Source organism: Aromatoleum evansii, assembly GCF_012910805.1.
GTDB lineage: Bacteria > Pseudomonadota > Gammaproteobacteria > Burkholderiales > Rhodocyclaceae > Aromatoleum > Aromatoleum evansii.
This window is the reverse complement of sequence record NZ_WTVK01000001.1, coordinates 42,310-56,633: the sequence shown is the minus strand read 5'-3', so window position 1 is coordinate 56,633 and position 14,324 is coordinate 42,310. Positions and strand designations below refer to the sequence as shown.

16 protein-coding genes are annotated in these 14,324 nt (G+C 66.1%); 3 read left to right on the top strand and 13 right to left on the bottom strand.

What is annotated here, in order from left to right; translation table 11 throughout:
- Positions 1 to 4 precede the first annotated feature (4 nt).
- The 4 genes from GO615_RS00270 to GO615_RS00255 all read right to left on the bottom strand — a co-directional run bounded on the left by GO615_RS00270 (position 5) and on the right by GO615_RS00255 (position 3,727).
- Positions 5 to 235 carry a DUF2788 domain-containing protein gene (locus GO615_RS00270; protein ID WP_050416734.1) on the bottom strand — a complete coding sequence of 77 codons (231 nt, stop codon included), beginning with the start codon at positions 233 to 235 and terminating at the stop codon, positions 5 to 7.
- 12 nt (positions 236 to 247) lie between these two features.
- Positions 248 to 1,477, bottom strand: a complete 1,230-nt coding sequence (locus tag GO615_RS00265; protein WP_169125048.1) for an argininosuccinate synthase — start codon at positions 1,475 to 1,477, stop codon at positions 248 to 250.
- A 142-nt stretch (positions 1,478 to 1,619) separates the two neighbouring features.
- Positions 1,620 to 2,543 carry an ornithine carbamoyltransferase gene (argF, locus tag GO615_RS00260; protein WP_169125047.1) on the bottom strand — a complete coding sequence of 308 codons (924 nt, stop codon included), beginning with the start codon at positions 2,541 to 2,543 and terminating at the stop codon, positions 1,620 to 1,622.
- 11 nt (positions 2,544 to 2,554) lie between these two features.
- Positions 2,555 to 3,727: an aspartate aminotransferase family protein gene (locus GO615_RS00255; RefSeq protein ID WP_169125046.1), complete on the bottom strand. Its 1,173-nt coding sequence runs from the start codon at positions 3,725 to 3,727 to the stop codon at positions 2,555 to 2,557.
- A 285-nt stretch (positions 3,728 to 4,012) separates the two neighbouring features.
- Between GO615_RS00255 and GO615_RS00250 the strand changes: the two genes are divergently transcribed.
- Positions 4,013 to 4,309 carry a DUF3579 domain-containing protein gene (locus GO615_RS00250; RefSeq protein WP_169125045.1) on the top strand — a complete coding sequence of 99 codons (297 nt, stop codon included), beginning with the start codon at positions 4,013 to 4,015 and terminating at the stop codon, positions 4,307 to 4,309.
- Between the two features lie 92 nt (positions 4,310 to 4,401).
- Here the strand turns inward: GO615_RS00250 and rpsT are convergent, their stop codons facing one another.
- Positions 4,402 to 4,668, bottom strand: coding sequence for a 30S ribosomal protein S20 (rpsT, locus tag GO615_RS00245; RefSeq protein WP_121427787.1), 267 nt, complete (start codon positions 4,666 to 4,668; stop codon positions 4,402 to 4,404).
- A 123-nt stretch (positions 4,669 to 4,791) separates the two neighbouring features.
- Here rpsT and murJ point away from each other — a divergent pair, with 123 nt between their 5' ends.
- Both murJ and GO615_RS00235 read left to right on the top strand, forming a co-directional pair.
- Positions 4,792 to 6,327 carry a murein biosynthesis integral membrane protein MurJ gene (gene murJ / locus GO615_RS00240; RefSeq protein ID WP_169125044.1) on the top strand — a complete coding sequence of 512 codons (1,536 nt, stop codon included), beginning with the start codon at positions 4,792 to 4,794 and terminating at the stop codon, positions 6,325 to 6,327.
- A 107-nt stretch (positions 6,328 to 6,434) separates the two neighbouring features.
- A complete protein-coding gene (locus GO615_RS00235; protein ID WP_169125043.1) occupies positions 6,435 to 7,064 on the top strand; it encodes a YbhB/YbcL family Raf kinase inhibitor-like protein in 630 nt (209 codons plus the stop codon).
- Between the two features lie 42 nt (positions 7,065 to 7,106).
- Here GO615_RS00235 and ggt read toward each other — a convergent pair whose 3' ends face one another.
- The 8 genes from ggt to GO615_RS00195 form a co-directional block, all read right to left on the bottom strand.
- Positions 7,107 to 8,852 carry a gamma-glutamyltransferase gene (gene ggt / locus GO615_RS00230; RefSeq protein WP_169125042.1) on the bottom strand — a complete coding sequence of 582 codons (1,746 nt, stop codon included), beginning with the start codon at positions 8,850 to 8,852 and terminating at the stop codon, positions 7,107 to 7,109.
- A gap of 95 nt (positions 8,853 to 8,947) precedes the next feature.
- Complete coding sequence (locus GO615_RS00225) at positions 8,948 to 10,204, bottom strand: 6-phosphofructokinase (RefSeq protein ID WP_169125041.1); 1,257 nt, start codon at positions 10,202 to 10,204, stop codon at positions 8,948 to 8,950.
- Between the two features lie 181 nt (positions 10,205 to 10,385).
- Positions 10,386 to 11,039 (bottom strand): adenylate kinase, encoded by a 654-nt coding sequence (gene adk / locus GO615_RS00220; RefSeq protein ID WP_169125040.1) that lies wholly within the window; start codon positions 11,037 to 11,039, stop codon positions 10,386 to 10,388.
- 68 nt (positions 11,040 to 11,107) lie between these two features.
- A complete protein-coding gene (gene kdsB / locus GO615_RS00215) occupies positions 11,108 to 11,884 on the bottom strand; it encodes a 3-deoxy-manno-octulosonate cytidylyltransferase (RefSeq protein ID WP_169125039.1) in 777 nt (258 codons plus the stop codon).
- Positions 11,885 to 11,886: 2 nt separating this feature from the next.
- A complete protein-coding gene (locus tag GO615_RS00210) occupies positions 11,887 to 12,078 on the bottom strand; it encodes a Trm112 family protein (protein WP_169125038.1) in 192 nt (63 codons plus the stop codon).
- Complete coding sequence (gene lpxK / locus GO615_RS00205) at positions 12,059 to 13,072, bottom strand: tetraacyldisaccharide 4'-kinase (RefSeq protein WP_169125037.1); 1,014 nt, start codon at positions 13,070 to 13,072, stop codon at positions 12,059 to 12,061. The genes GO615_RS00210 and lpxK overlap by 20 nt, the downstream gene beginning before the upstream one ends.
- 59 nt (positions 13,073 to 13,131) lie before the next feature.
- Entirely contained in the window at positions 13,132 to 13,551 is a 420-nt protein-coding gene (locus GO615_RS00200; protein WP_169125036.1) for an ExbD/TolR family protein, read from the bottom strand.
- Positions 13,552 to 13,566: 15 nt separating this feature from the next.
- Positions 13,567 to 14,175, bottom strand: coding sequence for a MotA/TolQ/ExbB proton channel family protein (locus GO615_RS00195; protein WP_169125035.1), 609 nt, complete (start codon positions 14,173 to 14,175; stop codon positions 13,567 to 13,569).
- Between the last annotated feature and the right edge of the window lie 149 nt (positions 14,176 to 14,324).

Below are 14,324 nucleotides of genomic sequence, written 5' to 3'. Positions count from 1 at the left end.
TTCCTTATTCGATACCCATGAATTTCTGGATGAAGCTCTTGGCGATGAAGCCGATGAAACCGAGGCCGAGCGCGACAAATAGCCAGATCGTTCCGTAGCGCCCTGCCTTCGATTGCTTCGCGAGGTTGCCGATGATGAACAGCATGTACACGATCAGCGCGGAAACGAGGATCTTGAGCGACCAGTCCTCGAATTCCGCCACCGTCAGCCCGAATATGATCGGGTCACCCTCCATCCAGACTGCTCCTTAACCGCGCTTGTTGCGCGCGTTGGCGGCGATGCGCATGCGCAGGGCGTTGAGGCGGATGAAGCCGTGCGCATCCTTCTGGTTGTACGCACCCTGGTCGTCCTCGAAGGTCGCAATCGTCGGGTCGAACAGCGAGTCGGTCTTCGAGTCGCGGCCGGTGACGATGACGTTGCCCTTGTAGAGCTTGAGGCGGACCCAGCCGTTAACGGTCTGCTGGGTGTGGTCGATGAGCGCCTGCATGGCCTGGCGCTCGGGGCTCCACCAGTAGCCGTTGTAGATCAGGCTGGCGTAACGGGCGAGCAGATCGTCCTTGAGGTGGGCGACTTCGCGGTCGAGCGTGACGGATTCGATCGCACGATGCGCACGCAGCAGGATGGTACCCCCCGGGGTTTCATAGCAGCCGCGCGACTTCATGCCAACGTAGCGGTTCTCGACGAGGTCGAGGCGCCCGATGCCATGCTTGCCACCGAGGGCGTTCAGCTCGGCCAGCAGCTCGTGCGCCTTCATGCGCTTGCCGTTGATCGCGACGAGGTCGCCCTTCTCGAACTCGAGGTCGACGTATTCGGCGGCGTCCGGCGCGGCCTCCGGCGACACGGTCCAGCGCCACATCGACTCCTCCGCCTCGGCTGCGGGGTTCTCGAGATGGCGACCTTCGAAGGAGATGTGCAGCAGGTTGGCGTCCATCGAGTAGGGCGAGCCGCCCTGCTTGTGCTTCATCTCGATGGGAATGCCGTGCTTCTCTGCATAGGCGAGCAGCTTCTCGCGCGACAGCAGGTCCCATTCGCGCCACGGGGCGATGACCTTCACGCCGGGCATGAGCGCGTAGTAGCCGAGCTCGAAACGGACCTGGTCGTTGCCCTTGCCGGTCGCACCGTGCGACACGGCGTCGGCGCCGGTGGCGCGCGCGATCTCGATCTGGCGCTTGGCGATCAGCGGGCGGGCGATCGAGGTGCCGAGCAGGTACTCGCCTTCGTAGATGGTGTTGCAGCGGAACATCGGGAAGACGAAGTCGCGCACGAACTCTTCGCGCAGGTCGTCGATGAAGATGTTTTCCGGCTTGATGCCGAACTTCAGTGCCTTCTGGCGCGCGGGTTCAAGTTCCTCGCCCTGGCCGAGATCGGCCGTGAAGGTGACCACTTCGCACTTGTAGGTGTCCTGCAGCCACTTGAGGATGACTGAGGTATCGAGTCCGCCCGAATAGGCGAGGACAACTTTCTTGACGTCGCTCATGTGGATTTCCGCTCTTTTCTTGCCGCTTGACTGAAGGCCGTGTCGCCACGACCGCCTTTCGCTCCGTGGCCGGCGAAGCTTTCCGTCCGGCCAATCGCTGTTTGTCCTGCCGCCCTGCTCACGCGTGCGCAGGGCGATTCCGTTAGCTCTCGACCTTGCCGAGCACCAGATACTCCATCAAAGCCTTCTGCACGTGCAGGCGGTTCTCGGCCTCGTCCCACACCACGGACTGGGGGCCGTCGATCACTTCTGCCGTGACCTCCTCGCCGCGGTGCGCGGGCAGGCAGTGCATGAACAGGGCGCCGGGACCGGCCGCCGCCATCATGTCCGCATCGACACACCAGTCGGCAAAGGCCTTCATGCGCGCCTCGTTCTCGGCCTCGTAGCCCATCGACGTCCATACGTCGGTGGTAACGAGGTCGGCGCCGCGGCAGGCCTCCATCGGGTCGTCGAACACTTCGAAGTGCCTGCCCCCGGCAAGACCAGCTCGCGCGGGGTCGATCGCGTAGCCCGGCGGCGTCGACACGCGGACCTTGAAGTCTAGAACCTCCGCCGCCTGCAGCCAGGTGTAGGACATGTTGTTGGCATCCCCCACCCAGGCGACGGTCCTGCCCTGGATCGAGCCGCGATGCTCGATGAAGGTGAAGATGTCGGCCAGGATCTGGCAGGGGTGATATTCGTTGGTCAGCCCGTTGATCACCGGCACGCGCGAATTCGCCGCGAAACGGTCGATGATGTCCTGCTCGAAGGTGCGGATCATCACGACGTCGCTCATGCGCGAGATCACCTGCGCCGCATCCTCGACGGGTTCGCCGCGACCGAGCTGGGAGTCGCGCGTGTTCAGGTAGATCGCCGAGCCGCCGAGCTGCTGCATGCCGGCCTCGAAGGACAGGCGCGTGCGGGTGCTGGCCTTCTCGAAGATCATGACCAGCGTACGGTCGAACAGCGGGTGGTAGGGTTCGTAGCGCTTGAACTTGTCCTTGATCCAGCGCACACGACCGAACAGGTAGTCGTATTCCTCGCGCGTGAAGTCCTTGAACTGCAGATAGTGCCGCGGCGTGTTCATCGCGTGCCTCCTTATTGCCCGAGGAACTTGCGCACCAGTGGCGCGAGCGCCGAGACGAGGGCGCCGGCGTCCTGCTCGGTGAACACGAGCGCAGGCAGCAACCGGATGACGCGATCGGCCGTGACGTTGATCAACAGGCCCGCCTCGAGCGCCTGGCGCACGAGATCCCCGCAGGGGCGATCGAGTTCGATGCCGATCATGAGCCCGCGGCCGCGGATATCGACCACGCCGCTCACCCCGGCCAACGCTTCGCGCATGCCATTGCGGATCGCTTCGCCGACACGCACGGCATTGTCGCGCAGCGCCTTGTCCTCGATCTCGGCGATCGTCGCCAGGCCCGCGGCGCACGCGAGCGGATTGCCGCCGAAGGTCGAGCCGTGGTTGCCCGGCCCGAACAGGCCGGCCGCACGGCCCGCCGTGACGCACGCACCGATCGGCACGCCCGAGCCGAGACCTTTTGCCAGCGTCATGATGTCCGGCTTGATCCCCGATTGCTGGAAACCGAACCAGGGGCCGGTGCGCCCAATGCCGCACTGCACTTCGTCGCAGATCAGCAGCCAGCCGCGCTCGTCGCAAATGGCGCGCAGCTCGCGCTGGAAGTCGTCGTCGGCGATGTTGATGCCGCCTTCGCCCTGAACCATCTCGAGCATGACGGCCACGACGTTGTGGTTATGCTCGCCCACCGCGCGGATCGCGGAGATGTCCTTGTACGGGACGCGCACGAAGCCCGTCACCAGCGGTTCGAAGCCAGCCTGGGTCTTGCGGTTGCCGGTGGCGGAGAGGGTCGCGAGCGTGCGTCCATGGAAAGCGTTCTCCATGACGATGATCTCGGGATGATCGATGTGCTTCTTGTGCCCGTAGAAGCGCGCGAGCTTGATCGCCGCCTCGTTGGCCTCGCATCCGGAATTGCAGAAGAACACTTCGTCCATGCCGGACAGGGCGGCGATGCGGTCGCCCAGCTCCTCCTGGCGGGGAATGCGGTACAGATTGGAGGTATGCAGCACGCTCGCGGCCTGCTCGGAAATGGCGCGCACGAGCCGCGGGTGGTTGTGACCGAGCGTGGACACGGCAATGCCCGAGAGCGCGTCAAGATAGCGCTTGCCGGTCTCATCGAAGAGCCAGACGCCCTCCCCATGCGTGAAAGCAACGGGCAATCTGGCGTAGGTGTTCATGAGATGCGACATGGGGGACCCCGTTCAGGATGTAGCAGAAACGCACACGGCGGCACATGCCGCCGTGAAAAGGTTGAAGGACGATGTTAAGCGAAAACCGCGGGCCTTGTACAGGTTCGGGATCGGACACGCCAGCCCGCCCGGCGGGGTCCGCATCCCGGGATGATCCGTCGCATCGCGGGATAATGCCGGGGTTTTTCTGCTAGAATCCGCCCCGTCTTTCGCGGTGCCAGCAGTCCCGGCCACCAGCCGGCGCACCGTCCTCCGGAAATTCCCGCAGCCGCCGAATCTCACCCTATGAGCCAATCGATCGAAAGCTTCGTCATCATCGGTGTCACGCGCGAAGGGAAGACCTTCCGCCCGAGCGACTGGGCTGATCGGTTGTGCGGAATCATGTCGGCCTTCGGCGCCGACAACCGGATGATGTATTCGCCCTACGTTCGACCGGGGTGCACGCTCAAGGGCCACAAGGCCGTGCTGGTGGATGCCCGGCTTTACGACATCGAGCCGCTGGCCTACAAATTCCTGATCAATTTTGCCAAGGACAATGATCTGGTGGTCGACAACATCGACGACGAACACATGAAGATCTGAGCAACGCGCCGAAGCGCAGCTTCGCAACGGCGGCAACAGAAATGAAAACGGCGACCGAGGTCGCCGTTTTCATTATCCCGCGAACGCGAGGATCAGGCGGCCATCGCCTTGATCGCTGCGGACAGCCGGCTCTTGTGGCGGGCAGCCTTGTTCTTGTGGATGATCTTCTTGTCGGCGATGCTGTCGATGGTGCTCATCGAGGTGCGGAACACCGCCTGGGCAGCAGCCTTGTCGCCACCGACGACGGCCTTTTGCACAGCCTTGATCGCGGTACGCAGACGAGAACGGAGGCTGCCATTGTGAGCGCGGGCCACGACCGCCTGACGGGCGCGCTTGCGGGCTTGTGCCGAGTTGGCCATATCTATGTTCTTCCGTTGAGTGGTTCTTGAAAACGCGCGAGTTTAACCGTTCGACAGGCAAGGTGCAAGTGCACCGCCGGGCAACAGCGGCTATCATCGCGTCTTTTGCCACGGCAACCACCGATGAACCTGTTGCGCGCCCTTGCCACCGTCAGCAGCATGACCCTGTTGTCGCGGATCCTCGGCTTCGTCCGGGACTTCGTGATCGCGCGCACCTTCGGCGCCGGCATGGCGACCGACGCCTTCTTTGTCGCGTTCCGGCTGCCCAACCTGCTGCGACGCATGTTTGCGGAGGGTGCGTTCTCGCAGGCCTTCGTTCCCATTCTCGCCGAATACAAGAACCGCCAGGGACCTGAGGAGACGCACAAGCTGGTGGGCCGCGTGGCCACGGCCCTCGCGCTGGCGGTGGCCGTGGTGACCGCCATCGGCATCGTCGCCGCACCGCTGATCATCTGGGCATCCGCGCCGGGTTTCGCTGACGAACCGGACAAGTTCGCACTCACCGTCGAACTGACCCGCATCACCTTCCCTTACATCCTGTTCATGGCACTGGTGGCGCTTGCCGGCGGCATCCTCAACACCTGGAGCCGCTTCGCCATTCCGGCGTTCACGCCGGTACTGCTGAACCTCTCCTTCATCGGCATGGCGCTGTTCGCCGCCCCCTGGTTCGATCCGCCCGTCCTCGCGCTGGCGTGGGCGGTATTCATCGGCGGCATCCTGCAACTGGCGCTGCAATTGCGCCCGCTCGCGCGCATCGGCTTGCTACCGCGCTTCGATCTGAACCTGTCCGATCCCGGCGTGCGACGCATCGCAAAACTGATGCTGCCCGCGATGCTGGGGGTGTCGGTGAGCCAGGTGTCGCTGATCATCAACACCATCTTCGCGTCCTTCCTCGAGAGCGGCAGCGTGTCGTGGCTGTATTACGCCGATCGGCTGATGGAGTTCCCGGCAGGCCTGCTCGGCGCCGCGTTGGGGACGATCCTGCTGCCCAGCTTGTCGAAACTGCACGCGGACGAGCAGCCGGAAGCCTTCTCGTCTCTGCTCGACTGGGGGCTGCGCCTGACGCTGATGCTCACGCTGCCGGCCGCGCTCGCGCTGGCGCTGCTGGCCGTGCCGCTGCTGTCGACGCTGTTCCAGCACGGAGCCTTCACGGCGACGGACGTGCAGCAGACACGCCTCGCCCTGGTCGCCTACAGCGTCGGGCTGAGCGGCCTGATCCTGGTGAAGATCCTCGCGCCCGGGTTCTATGCGCGACAGGACATCCGCACGCCGGTCAAGATCGCCCTGATCACGCTGGTCGCGACGCAACTGATGAACCTCGCGTTCATCGTGCCGCTCAAGCATGCCGGCCTCGCGCTGTCGATCGGGCTCGCCTCGCTGCTGAATGCGGCGCTGCTGTTTCGCGGCTTGCGCCGGCGCGGAGTCTATCGGCCGCAACCGCGCTGGGGCATATTTTCGCTGCGCCTGCTGGCCGCACTGGGAGTACTGGGGGTCGCACTTTGGTTCGGCATGGGCGACGAGCAGTGGTGGTACGCGCAGGATGCAGCAACGCGTGTCCTGCGCCTGTCCGCAGTCGTACTGGGCGGAATCGGTGCGTATTTCCTCACCCTGTTCACCGTGGGAGTGCGCCCGCGGGATTTCCGCCGGCGCGCGGCATGACCGGCCGGCGCGGGCACCCCGCGCCGCAGTGCAGCGTTACGGAAGGATTCGGCGGCACTAGAATGGGACGAATGTTATCCCGATCGACATGTAAGGAGTTCCCTGGCATGAGACTCAGCAGCCAAAGCTTCGCCGACGGCGCGCGCATCCCCGGCGAATTCTCGTTCTGCATTCCGGCCGCTGAAGGCCACGTCTGCCTCGGCAGCAATCGCAACCCGCACCTGGCCTGGAGCGGGGTGCCGACGGAAACGCGCTCCTTCGTGCTGATCTGCCACGACCCGGATGTACCGAGCAGCGGTGACGACGTCAACCAGGAAGGTCGCGTTGTGCCGGCAAGCCTGCCGCGTGTGGATTTCTTCCACTGGGTCGTCATCGACCTGCCGGCGGACCTGCGGGAAATCGCGGCCGGCAGCTTTTCGGACGGCGTGACGCCGGGCGGAAAGAACGGCCCGGAAGGTCCGCTCGGCTCGCGCCAGGGCATCAACGATTACACCGCCTGGTTTGCCGGTGACGAAGCCATGCGCGGGAATTACCACGGCTACGACGGTCCCTGCCCGCCGTGGAACGACGAGCTGGTGCACCGCTACGTGTTCACGCTGTATGCGCTGGACAAGGAATGCTGCAACGTCGACGGGAGCTTCGGCGGAGCCCAGGTGCGCAACGCGATCGCGGGTCACGTGCTGGCCGAGGCGAAGCTCACCGGCACGTACACCCTGAATCCGTCACTGTCCGACTGAGCTTTCAGCAGAATCCGGAGCGCCCAGGCCGGTTCGCGCGACTCAGAATCCGGCGGCAGTGCCTTCCCGGCGCGGGTCGGCAGCGCCGACCCATTCCTTGCCTCGCCTGACGACCACACCCAACCCGCTGGTCAGGTCGCGCACTACGGTTTCGTGACCGAAGGCGGCAAGACCGTCGGCCAGCGGTCGCACGTCGCCGCGATCCTCGATCTCGGTGGGGCCATTGCGGCTGCCGACATGAGGACGGGCGAGCAAGGCGTCGGGCGGCATGTTCCAGTCGAGCAGGCCGACGAGGCTTTCGGCGACATAGTTGATGATCTGGCTGCCACCCGGCGAGCCCGTCACGGCGTGGAGTTTTCCACCCGCGTCGAACACCAGGGTCGGCGACATCGAACTGCGCGGACGCTTGCCGGGGCCGACACGGTTCGGGTGGGGACCGCGCTCGTCGGCCGGGGCAAAGGAGAAGTCGGTCAATTGGTTGTTGAGCAGGAAGCCCCGCGCCACGCGCCGGCTGCCGAAGGCATCCTCGATCGAGGCGGTCATGGAGACGGCATTGCCGGCCGGATCGACAATCGACACGTGGGAGGTCGCGGGCTGCTCGACGTTCACCGCCCGCGGCGCTGGCGCAGCGCCGGGAGTGCCGGGCCGAGCACGATCAAGACTGTCGTCGAGCCGGATCAGTTGCGCGCGCGCGCCGAGGTAGTCCCTCGCAAGCAGCCTTGAGGGCGCGAGCGGCATCGCGACGGGATCGCCATACCATGCGTCGCGATCGGCGAACGCGAGCCGCCCCGCTTCGCTGAACAGGTGGGCGGCAAACGCCGAGTCGGGCGCGATGTCGGCAAGGCGGAAACGTTCGAGGATGCCGAGCATCGCCAGCACGGTGGCCGCGCCCGAGCTGGGCGGAGGCATGCCGCAGACACGGTAGGTGCGGTAGCGTCCGCACAAGGGGGCGCGCTCGACCGCACGGTAGCCGGACAGATCCTCGAGCGAGAGCGCACCCGGGTTTGGACCGGCAGCGACCGCAGCAACGATGGCGCGCGCGATAGGCCCTGCATAGAACGCGTCAGCGCCCTGCTCCGCCACCGCAGCCAGCACCTCGGCCAGTTCGGGATTGCGCAGCGTCGCCCCCTCCGCCAACGGCCGCCCGTCGGCATCGAAGAAGAGCTGGCGCGCGGCTGGATCACGACTCAGGAAGCGGTCCTGCGCGATCAGTTTGTGCAGGCGCGGCGACACCGGAAAACCCTCGGTGGCGAGGCGGATCGCGGGCTGGAACAGGCTCGGCCAGGGCAGCCGCCCGTAACGCGCATGGACAGCGGCAAACATGCGCAGCAGCCCCGGCACTCCGACCGAGCGCCCGCCCACGACGGCGTCGTGGAAGGCCATCTTGTCGCCTTGCGGAGTGAGAAAGAGACGCTCATCCACGCCTCCCGGCGCAGTCTCGCGCCCATCCCAGGCGCTCGTCCTGCCCATTTGCGCGTCGTGATGGACGAGGAATCCACCTCCGCCAATGCCGGAGGACTGCGGTTCGACGACGTTGAGCACCAGCGCGGCGGCGATGGCGGCATCGACCGCGCTACCGCCTGCGTGCAACACCCCCACGGCTGCATCGGTCGCGTGCGGGTTGGCGGTGACGACCATCGCCCGCGATGCAACGACGGCCGGCTTCCTGCTGAAGCCTGTCGCCGCTTCAGGCTGACCGGGCGCTTGGCCAAAAGCTGGCCGGGCTGCGGGTAGCGCCGCCAGCCCGAGGATCACGATTGCGGCGAGCAGGGTCCGCGATGCATTCATATCCCCTCCCGAAGTTCACCTGCCGGCAGATTGATGTGCGGAAACGATACGCGGGCCCGCGGCATGCCGGGTCGCGCGCAGTGTATCGCAACGTTTCAGGGGACGTAGGCAGCGAGTCGACGCGCAACGGAAGCAAAGCTCGGCCGACGGTAGTCCGGGACGCCCCCGGCGTATGCGGGATATACCTCGCCTTCGATGAGCGGACGAAGGTAGCGCTTTGCCGCGTCGGTGACGTGCAGGCCGTCACCACGGATGAACCCGGCGGGCACCCGGCGCTCGAGGTTGGCGATCGCAGCCACGTCCTGGAGCACGACATCCCAGCGGTAGGGGGCGTCGGCGAGTCGCCGGATCGCCGGCATGACGCAGTCGCGCCCGGCGATGGCGGCTGCGACCGCGGCGCGACCGACGGCGCAGGCCTGGGCATGATCGACGGCCGACACGAGGTGGCCGGCAGCGCGCTGCAGGTAATCGGGAATGGCCCAGTGGTGCTTGTGACCGAGCCGCGCATGGATCAGCCGCGCGAGGCACTGGCCCGCGCCACCGAGCTGCACGTGCCCCTTGCGATCGTGATCCTGCTCCATGACGAGCGTGCCGTCGGCACGACGGATCCCCTCCGACACCGTCACGGCGCAATAACCGAGTCGCTTCACCGTGGCGTCGACGGCGCCCAGGAAGGCCTCCTCGTCGAAAGGCACCTCGGGCATCAGGATGATGTGCGGCGGTTCATCCTCCGTGCGCGCAGCGAGCGCGCTCGCCGCGGCGATCCAGCCGGCGTTGCGCCCCATCACCTCGAGCACGAAGACGCGCCCGGCGCTGCTGGCCATCGACGCGATGTCGAGGCCGGCTTCCAGCATGGCCACCGCTGCATACTTGGCAGCAGAACCGAAGCCGGGCGAACAGTCGGTGCCTTCGAGGTCGTTGTCGACCGTCTTCGGCACGCCCACGCATACCAGCGGGTAGCCGCGCACACGGGCGGCGGCCGAGATCTTGGCAACGGTATCCATCGAACCGTTGCCGCCGTTGTAGAGGAAATAACCGACGCCGTGCGCAGCGAAGACCGCGAACAGGCGGTCGTACTGGGCGGGATTCCGCTCGGGGGGATCGAGATCGAAGCGACAGGAGCCGAAGGCACCGCCCGGCAGGTGCGAGAGCGCCTCGAGATCGCCCGCGCCAAGCGTCGACGTGTCGATCAGATCCTCGCCGAGGGCGCCGAGAATGCCGTGGCGGGCGGCAAGCACGGTGCCGATGGCGTCGCTGCGTTCGCGCGACGCGGCGATGACCGCCGCCGCGGTGGCGTTGATGACCGCGGTAACGCCGCCCGACTGCGCATACAGGAGATTCGTCTTGTTCATCGCGCTCTCGTAGCGTGCTTTCAAGGCGGCAGCCCTATACCGCCGTTCCTATCGCAAGACATGGGCAGGGCTTCGCCAGGCTCAGCCCGAACGGGCATGTCGTTGCCGGCTTACCAATGCAAACGCGGCGAGAAACGGGATGGCTCCCGCCGCTCGCCGCGCCTGTGCCGGAGACGTCCGCTTACTTCAGAGCTTCGAACGCGTTCGCGGTGATCGCCTCGACCGCGCCGAGACCGGAGATCTTGCGGACTTTCGGGGCGGCAGCCGCACCGGAAGCGGCCCACTGGGAATAGTACTCGACCAGCGGCTTGGTCTGGGCGTGATAGACCTCGAGGCGCTTCTTCACGGTTTCCTCGCGATCGTCGTCGCGCTGGATGAGATCCTCGCCGGTCACGTCGTCCTTGCCCGCAACCTTGGGCGGGTTGAACTTGACGTGGTAGGTGCGGCCCGAGGCGACGTGCACACGGCGCCCGCTCATGCGCTCGACGATCTCGCTGTCGGGAACGTCGATCTCGAGGACGAAGTCGATCGGCACGCCGGCTTCCTTCATCGCGTCAGCCTGCGGAATCGTGCGCGGGAAGCCGTCGAACATGTAGCCGGCCTTGCAATCGTCCTGCTGCAGGCGGTCCTTCACCAGGCCGATGATGATGTCGTCGGAGACGAGGCCGCCCGCATCCATCACCTTCTTGGCCTCGATACCCAGCGGAGTGCCCGCCTTGACCGCGGCGCGCAGCATGTCGCCGGTGGAAATCTGCGGAATGCCGAACTTCTCCTTGATGAAGTTCGCCTGCGTGCCCTTGCCTGCGCCCGGGGGTCCCAACAGAATCAAACGCATGAATCCTCTCCTCCCTGTCATGCGGCGCCAGTCCGGCCGCATGGTTCCCAAAAAATGAAGCCCGAAACTTACTCGACTCGACCTGCGCGGTCAAACGCGGCCCGGACGCGCTCAAGGTCTTCGGGCGTATCCACGCCCGCCGCCGGCGCGCGTTCGACGGAAAGTACCCGAATGCGGTAACCGTGCCACAGCACCCGGAGCTGCTCGAGCGCCTCCCAGTTTTCCAGCGGCGACGCTGACAGCCCTGCGTAGCGGCGCAGGAAGTCGACACGATAAGCGTAGATGCCCACGTGGCGCTGCACCGGAAGGCCCGCGGGGATCGCCTCGCGGGATTTGGCGAAATCGTCGCGCGCCCAGGGAATCGGGGCACGTGAGAAATACAGCGCACGATCGTTCGCGTCGCACACGACCTTGACCACGTTCGGATTGAAGAATTCGGCGGCGTCGTGCAGCGGGTGCGCGGCCGTCGCGATGGCGGCGTCAGGCGCATCGGCCAGGGCGCGCGCGACATCGGCAATCAGGGCGGGGTCGATCAGCGGTTCGTCCCCCTGCACATTCACGACGATCTGGTCATCGCTCCAGCCACGGGCGGCGACGACCTCGGCGAGGCGGTCGGTGCCGCTGGGATGATCGGCGCGTGTCATCAGCACGTCGCCGCCGGCCGACTGCACGGCTTCGACGACGCGTGCATCGTCGGTCGCGACCCACGCGGACAGCGGCCCGGCCTTGCGTGCCTGTTCGAGCACGCGCACCACCATGGGCTTGCCGCCGATGTCAGCGAGCGGCTTGCCCGGCAGGCGCGTCGAGGCGTAGCGCGCCGGAATGACGACGTGGAAGCCGGCCATGCTCAGCGGCGCATGGCGTCGACTTCTTCGGCCGGCAGCTGGCGCGCCTCTTCCTCGAGCATCACCGGAATGCCGTCTCGGATCGGGAACGCGAGGCGGTCGGCCTTGCAGACGAGCTCCTGCTTGTCCTTGACGAAGTCGAGAGGACCCTTGCAGACGGGGCACACGAGGATTTCAAGCAGTCTGGCGTCCATGCGACAGTTTCTCCAGGATATGTTCGGCGGCGCCCGCCGGGATCTGTGCCCTGACCGGGAATTCCCAAGTGTCGGCAGACGCGAAAGCCGAGCATTTTACCGCATCCTTGCTGGTCAGGACTTTCGCCTCGCCGGGCGCGAACGCCAGGTCGGCGGCGGTGAATGGGTGATGGTCCGGAAAGGGATGGGGCACGACGTCGAGCCCCATCGCGCGCAATTGATCGAAGAAACGCTCCGGGCGACCTATGCCGGCGACCGCGTGCACACGACGCCCCATGAATGTATCGGGCCGGCATCGATGCGCCGCATCCTGGAGGGAGATGAAATCATCGCCCTCGAGTCGCATCGGGAATACCGGGGTGTCGCCGATCGCCCGCCTGACCACGGCCGAAAGGGGACCGTGGGCAATCACCATGTCGACTTCGCGCAGCCGGGTCAGCGGTTCGCGCAGAGGACCCGCGGGCAGCAGCCAGCGGTTGCCGAGCGTGCGCTCGTCCACAACCGCGAGTTCGACGTCGCGTGCGAGGCGGTAATGCTGCAAGCCGTCGTCGGAAACAATGACGTCGCACTCGGGATGCCGGGCCAGAAGCGCATTCGCCGCGGCCGGACGGTCCGCACCGACGGCGACGGGACAACCGGTCAGACGCGCGAGGAGCACGGGTTCGTCGCCGTAAAGGGACGTAGCGCCGTCGGCAGGAACCAGGGCGACGCCGCCGACATGGCCGCCATATCCGCGACTGACGACGCCGGGAGTCCAGCCCGCCGCGCGCAACTCGCGCACGAGCCAATCCACGACCGGGGTCTTGCCGCTGCCGCCGACAGCGATGTTGCCGACGATGATGACCGGGACGGGGAGGCGCTCGACGCGCCGCGGGTCACTGCGATAACGGCGACGACGCGTCGCGGCGAGGGCGCCGAACAGCGTCGACAAGGGGCGCAGCAGGTGCGCGAGGAGAGAGCGGCGGCGCCACCACTCCGGACTGCTGCGCGCCATGGATCAGGTGCACGGCATCGGCGACAGGGTCGCCGATGCCGCCCCGGCGGCAAGACCGCTCACGGGGCGGACTGGGTGGCGAAGGTGATGTGCGGCAGGCCCGCACGCTGCGCCGCCTGCATCACGTCGATGACGCTCTGGTGCGCGGCCTTGGCGTCCGCCGTGATGACCACGACCGGATCCTTGCCCCCGGCAGGAACGGCGCGACCGAGCGCCGCGGCGATCGCATTGATGCTCTTGTCGCCGACCGGCTGGCGATTGACGAGAACGTCTCCGGCGGCATTCACCGCGACAACGATCTCGTTGGGCGTGACCTCGGCGGCCTTGGTGTCGGCCGTCGGGAGGTTGATCTCGAGTCCCGATACCTTGGAGTAGGTCGTCGTGAGGACGAGGAAGATGATCAGGACCAGCAGGACATCGATCAGCGGGATCAGGTTGATGTCCGGTGCTTCGTGCTTGCGTCCGCGCTGGAAGTTCATGCGCTGCATTCCCGCTCAGGGGCGACGGTCGCCGTGCACGACCTCGACCAGCTTGATCGCCTGCTGCTCCATGTCGACGACGAAGCCATCGACGACCGCGCGGTAATGGCGCCAGAAGATGATCGAAGGAATCGCGATCATCAGGCCCAGGCCCGTGGCGTAGAGCGCGGTGGAGATACCCTGCGCGAGCTGCTGCGGGTTGGTCGTGGCCGCCCCCTGGGCGGCGAAGATGTCGATCATGCCGACGATGGTGCCGAACAGGCCCATCAGCGGGGCGATCGACGCGATGGTGCCGAGCGTGTTGAGGAAGCGCTCGAGTTCGTGCGCGACGGCGCGGCCGGTTTCCTCGATCGCCTCCTTCATGACCTCGCGCGAGCTGCTGACGTTGCGCAGGCCCGCGGCAAGGACGCGACCGAGCGGCGAATGGGCGGCGACGCGGTTGGCCATCTCGGACGTGGCGCCTTTCTGGCGCAGGTCGGAAAGCACCTTGTCGAGCAGGCCGTCGGGCACGATGCGCGAGCGACGCAGGGTGACGCCGCGTTCGATGATGAGGGCGACGGCAACGATGGATACCAGCAGGAGGGGCCAGACGGGCCAGCCCGCGGACTGGATGAGCGCGAACACGCAGGAACTCCGGAAACTCGAAAAAAGAAGAACTGTAAACCCCAGCCGCGAACACGGCAAGGGCGCACCCTTTTGTCATGGACGCAGGAAGAATCCACAAATCCTGTGGATAAGTTTGTGGATTCTTCGAGAATTAGTCGGCAAATAGC

Excerpts from the sequence above, each read along its gene's own strand:
- GO615_RS00270 (WP_050416734.1), bottom strand. The coding sequence starts at position 235 with ATGGAGGGTGACCCGATCATATTCGGGCTGACGGTGGCGGAATTCGAG.
- GO615_RS00265 (WP_169125048.1), bottom strand. The coding sequence starts at position 1,477 with ATGAGCGACGTCAAGAAAGTTGTCCTCGCCTATTCGGGCGGACTCGAT.
- argF (WP_169125047.1), bottom strand. The coding sequence starts at position 2,543 with ATGAACACGCCGCGGCACTATCTGCAGTTCAAGGACTTCACGCGCGAG.
- GO615_RS00255 (WP_169125046.1), bottom strand. The coding sequence starts at position 3,727 with ATGTCGCATCTCATGAACACCTACGCCAGATTGCCCGTTGCTTTCACG.
- GO615_RS00250 (WP_169125045.1), top strand. The coding sequence starts at position 4,013 with ATGAGCCAATCGATCGAAAGCTTCGTCATCATCGGTGTCACGCGCGAA.
- rpsT (WP_121427787.1), bottom strand. The coding sequence starts at position 4,668 with ATGGCCAACTCGGCACAAGCCCGCAAGCGCGCCCGTCAGGCGGTCGTG.
- murJ (WP_169125044.1), top strand. The coding sequence starts at position 4,792 with ATGAACCTGTTGCGCGCCCTTGCCACCGTCAGCAGCATGACCCTGTTG.
- GO615_RS00235 (WP_169125043.1), top strand. The coding sequence starts at position 6,435 with ATGAGACTCAGCAGCCAAAGCTTCGCCGACGGCGCGCGCATCCCCGGC.
- ggt (WP_169125042.1), bottom strand. The coding sequence starts at position 8,852 with ATGAATGCATCGCGGACCCTGCTCGCCGCAATCGTGATCCTCGGGCTG.
- GO615_RS00225 (WP_169125041.1), bottom strand. The coding sequence starts at position 10,204 with ATGAACAAGACGAATCTCCTGTATGCGCAGTCGGGCGGCGTTACCGCG.
- adk (WP_169125040.1), bottom strand. The coding sequence starts at position 11,039 with ATGCGTTTGATTCTGTTGGGACCCCCGGGCGCAGGCAAGGGCACGCAG.
- kdsB (WP_169125039.1), bottom strand. The coding sequence starts at position 11,884 with ATGGCCGGCTTCCACGTCGTCATTCCGGCGCGCTACGCCTCGACGCGC.
- GO615_RS00210 (WP_169125038.1), bottom strand. The coding sequence starts at position 12,078 with ATGGACGCCAGACTGCTTGAAATCCTCGTGTGCCCCGTCTGCAAGGGT.
- lpxK (WP_169125037.1), bottom strand. The coding sequence starts at position 13,072 with ATGGCGCGCAGCAGTCCGGAGTGGTGGCGCCGCCGCTCTCTCCTCGCG.
- GO615_RS00200 (WP_169125036.1), bottom strand. The coding sequence starts at position 13,551 with ATGAACTTCCAGCGCGGACGCAAGCACGAAGCACCGGACATCAACCTG.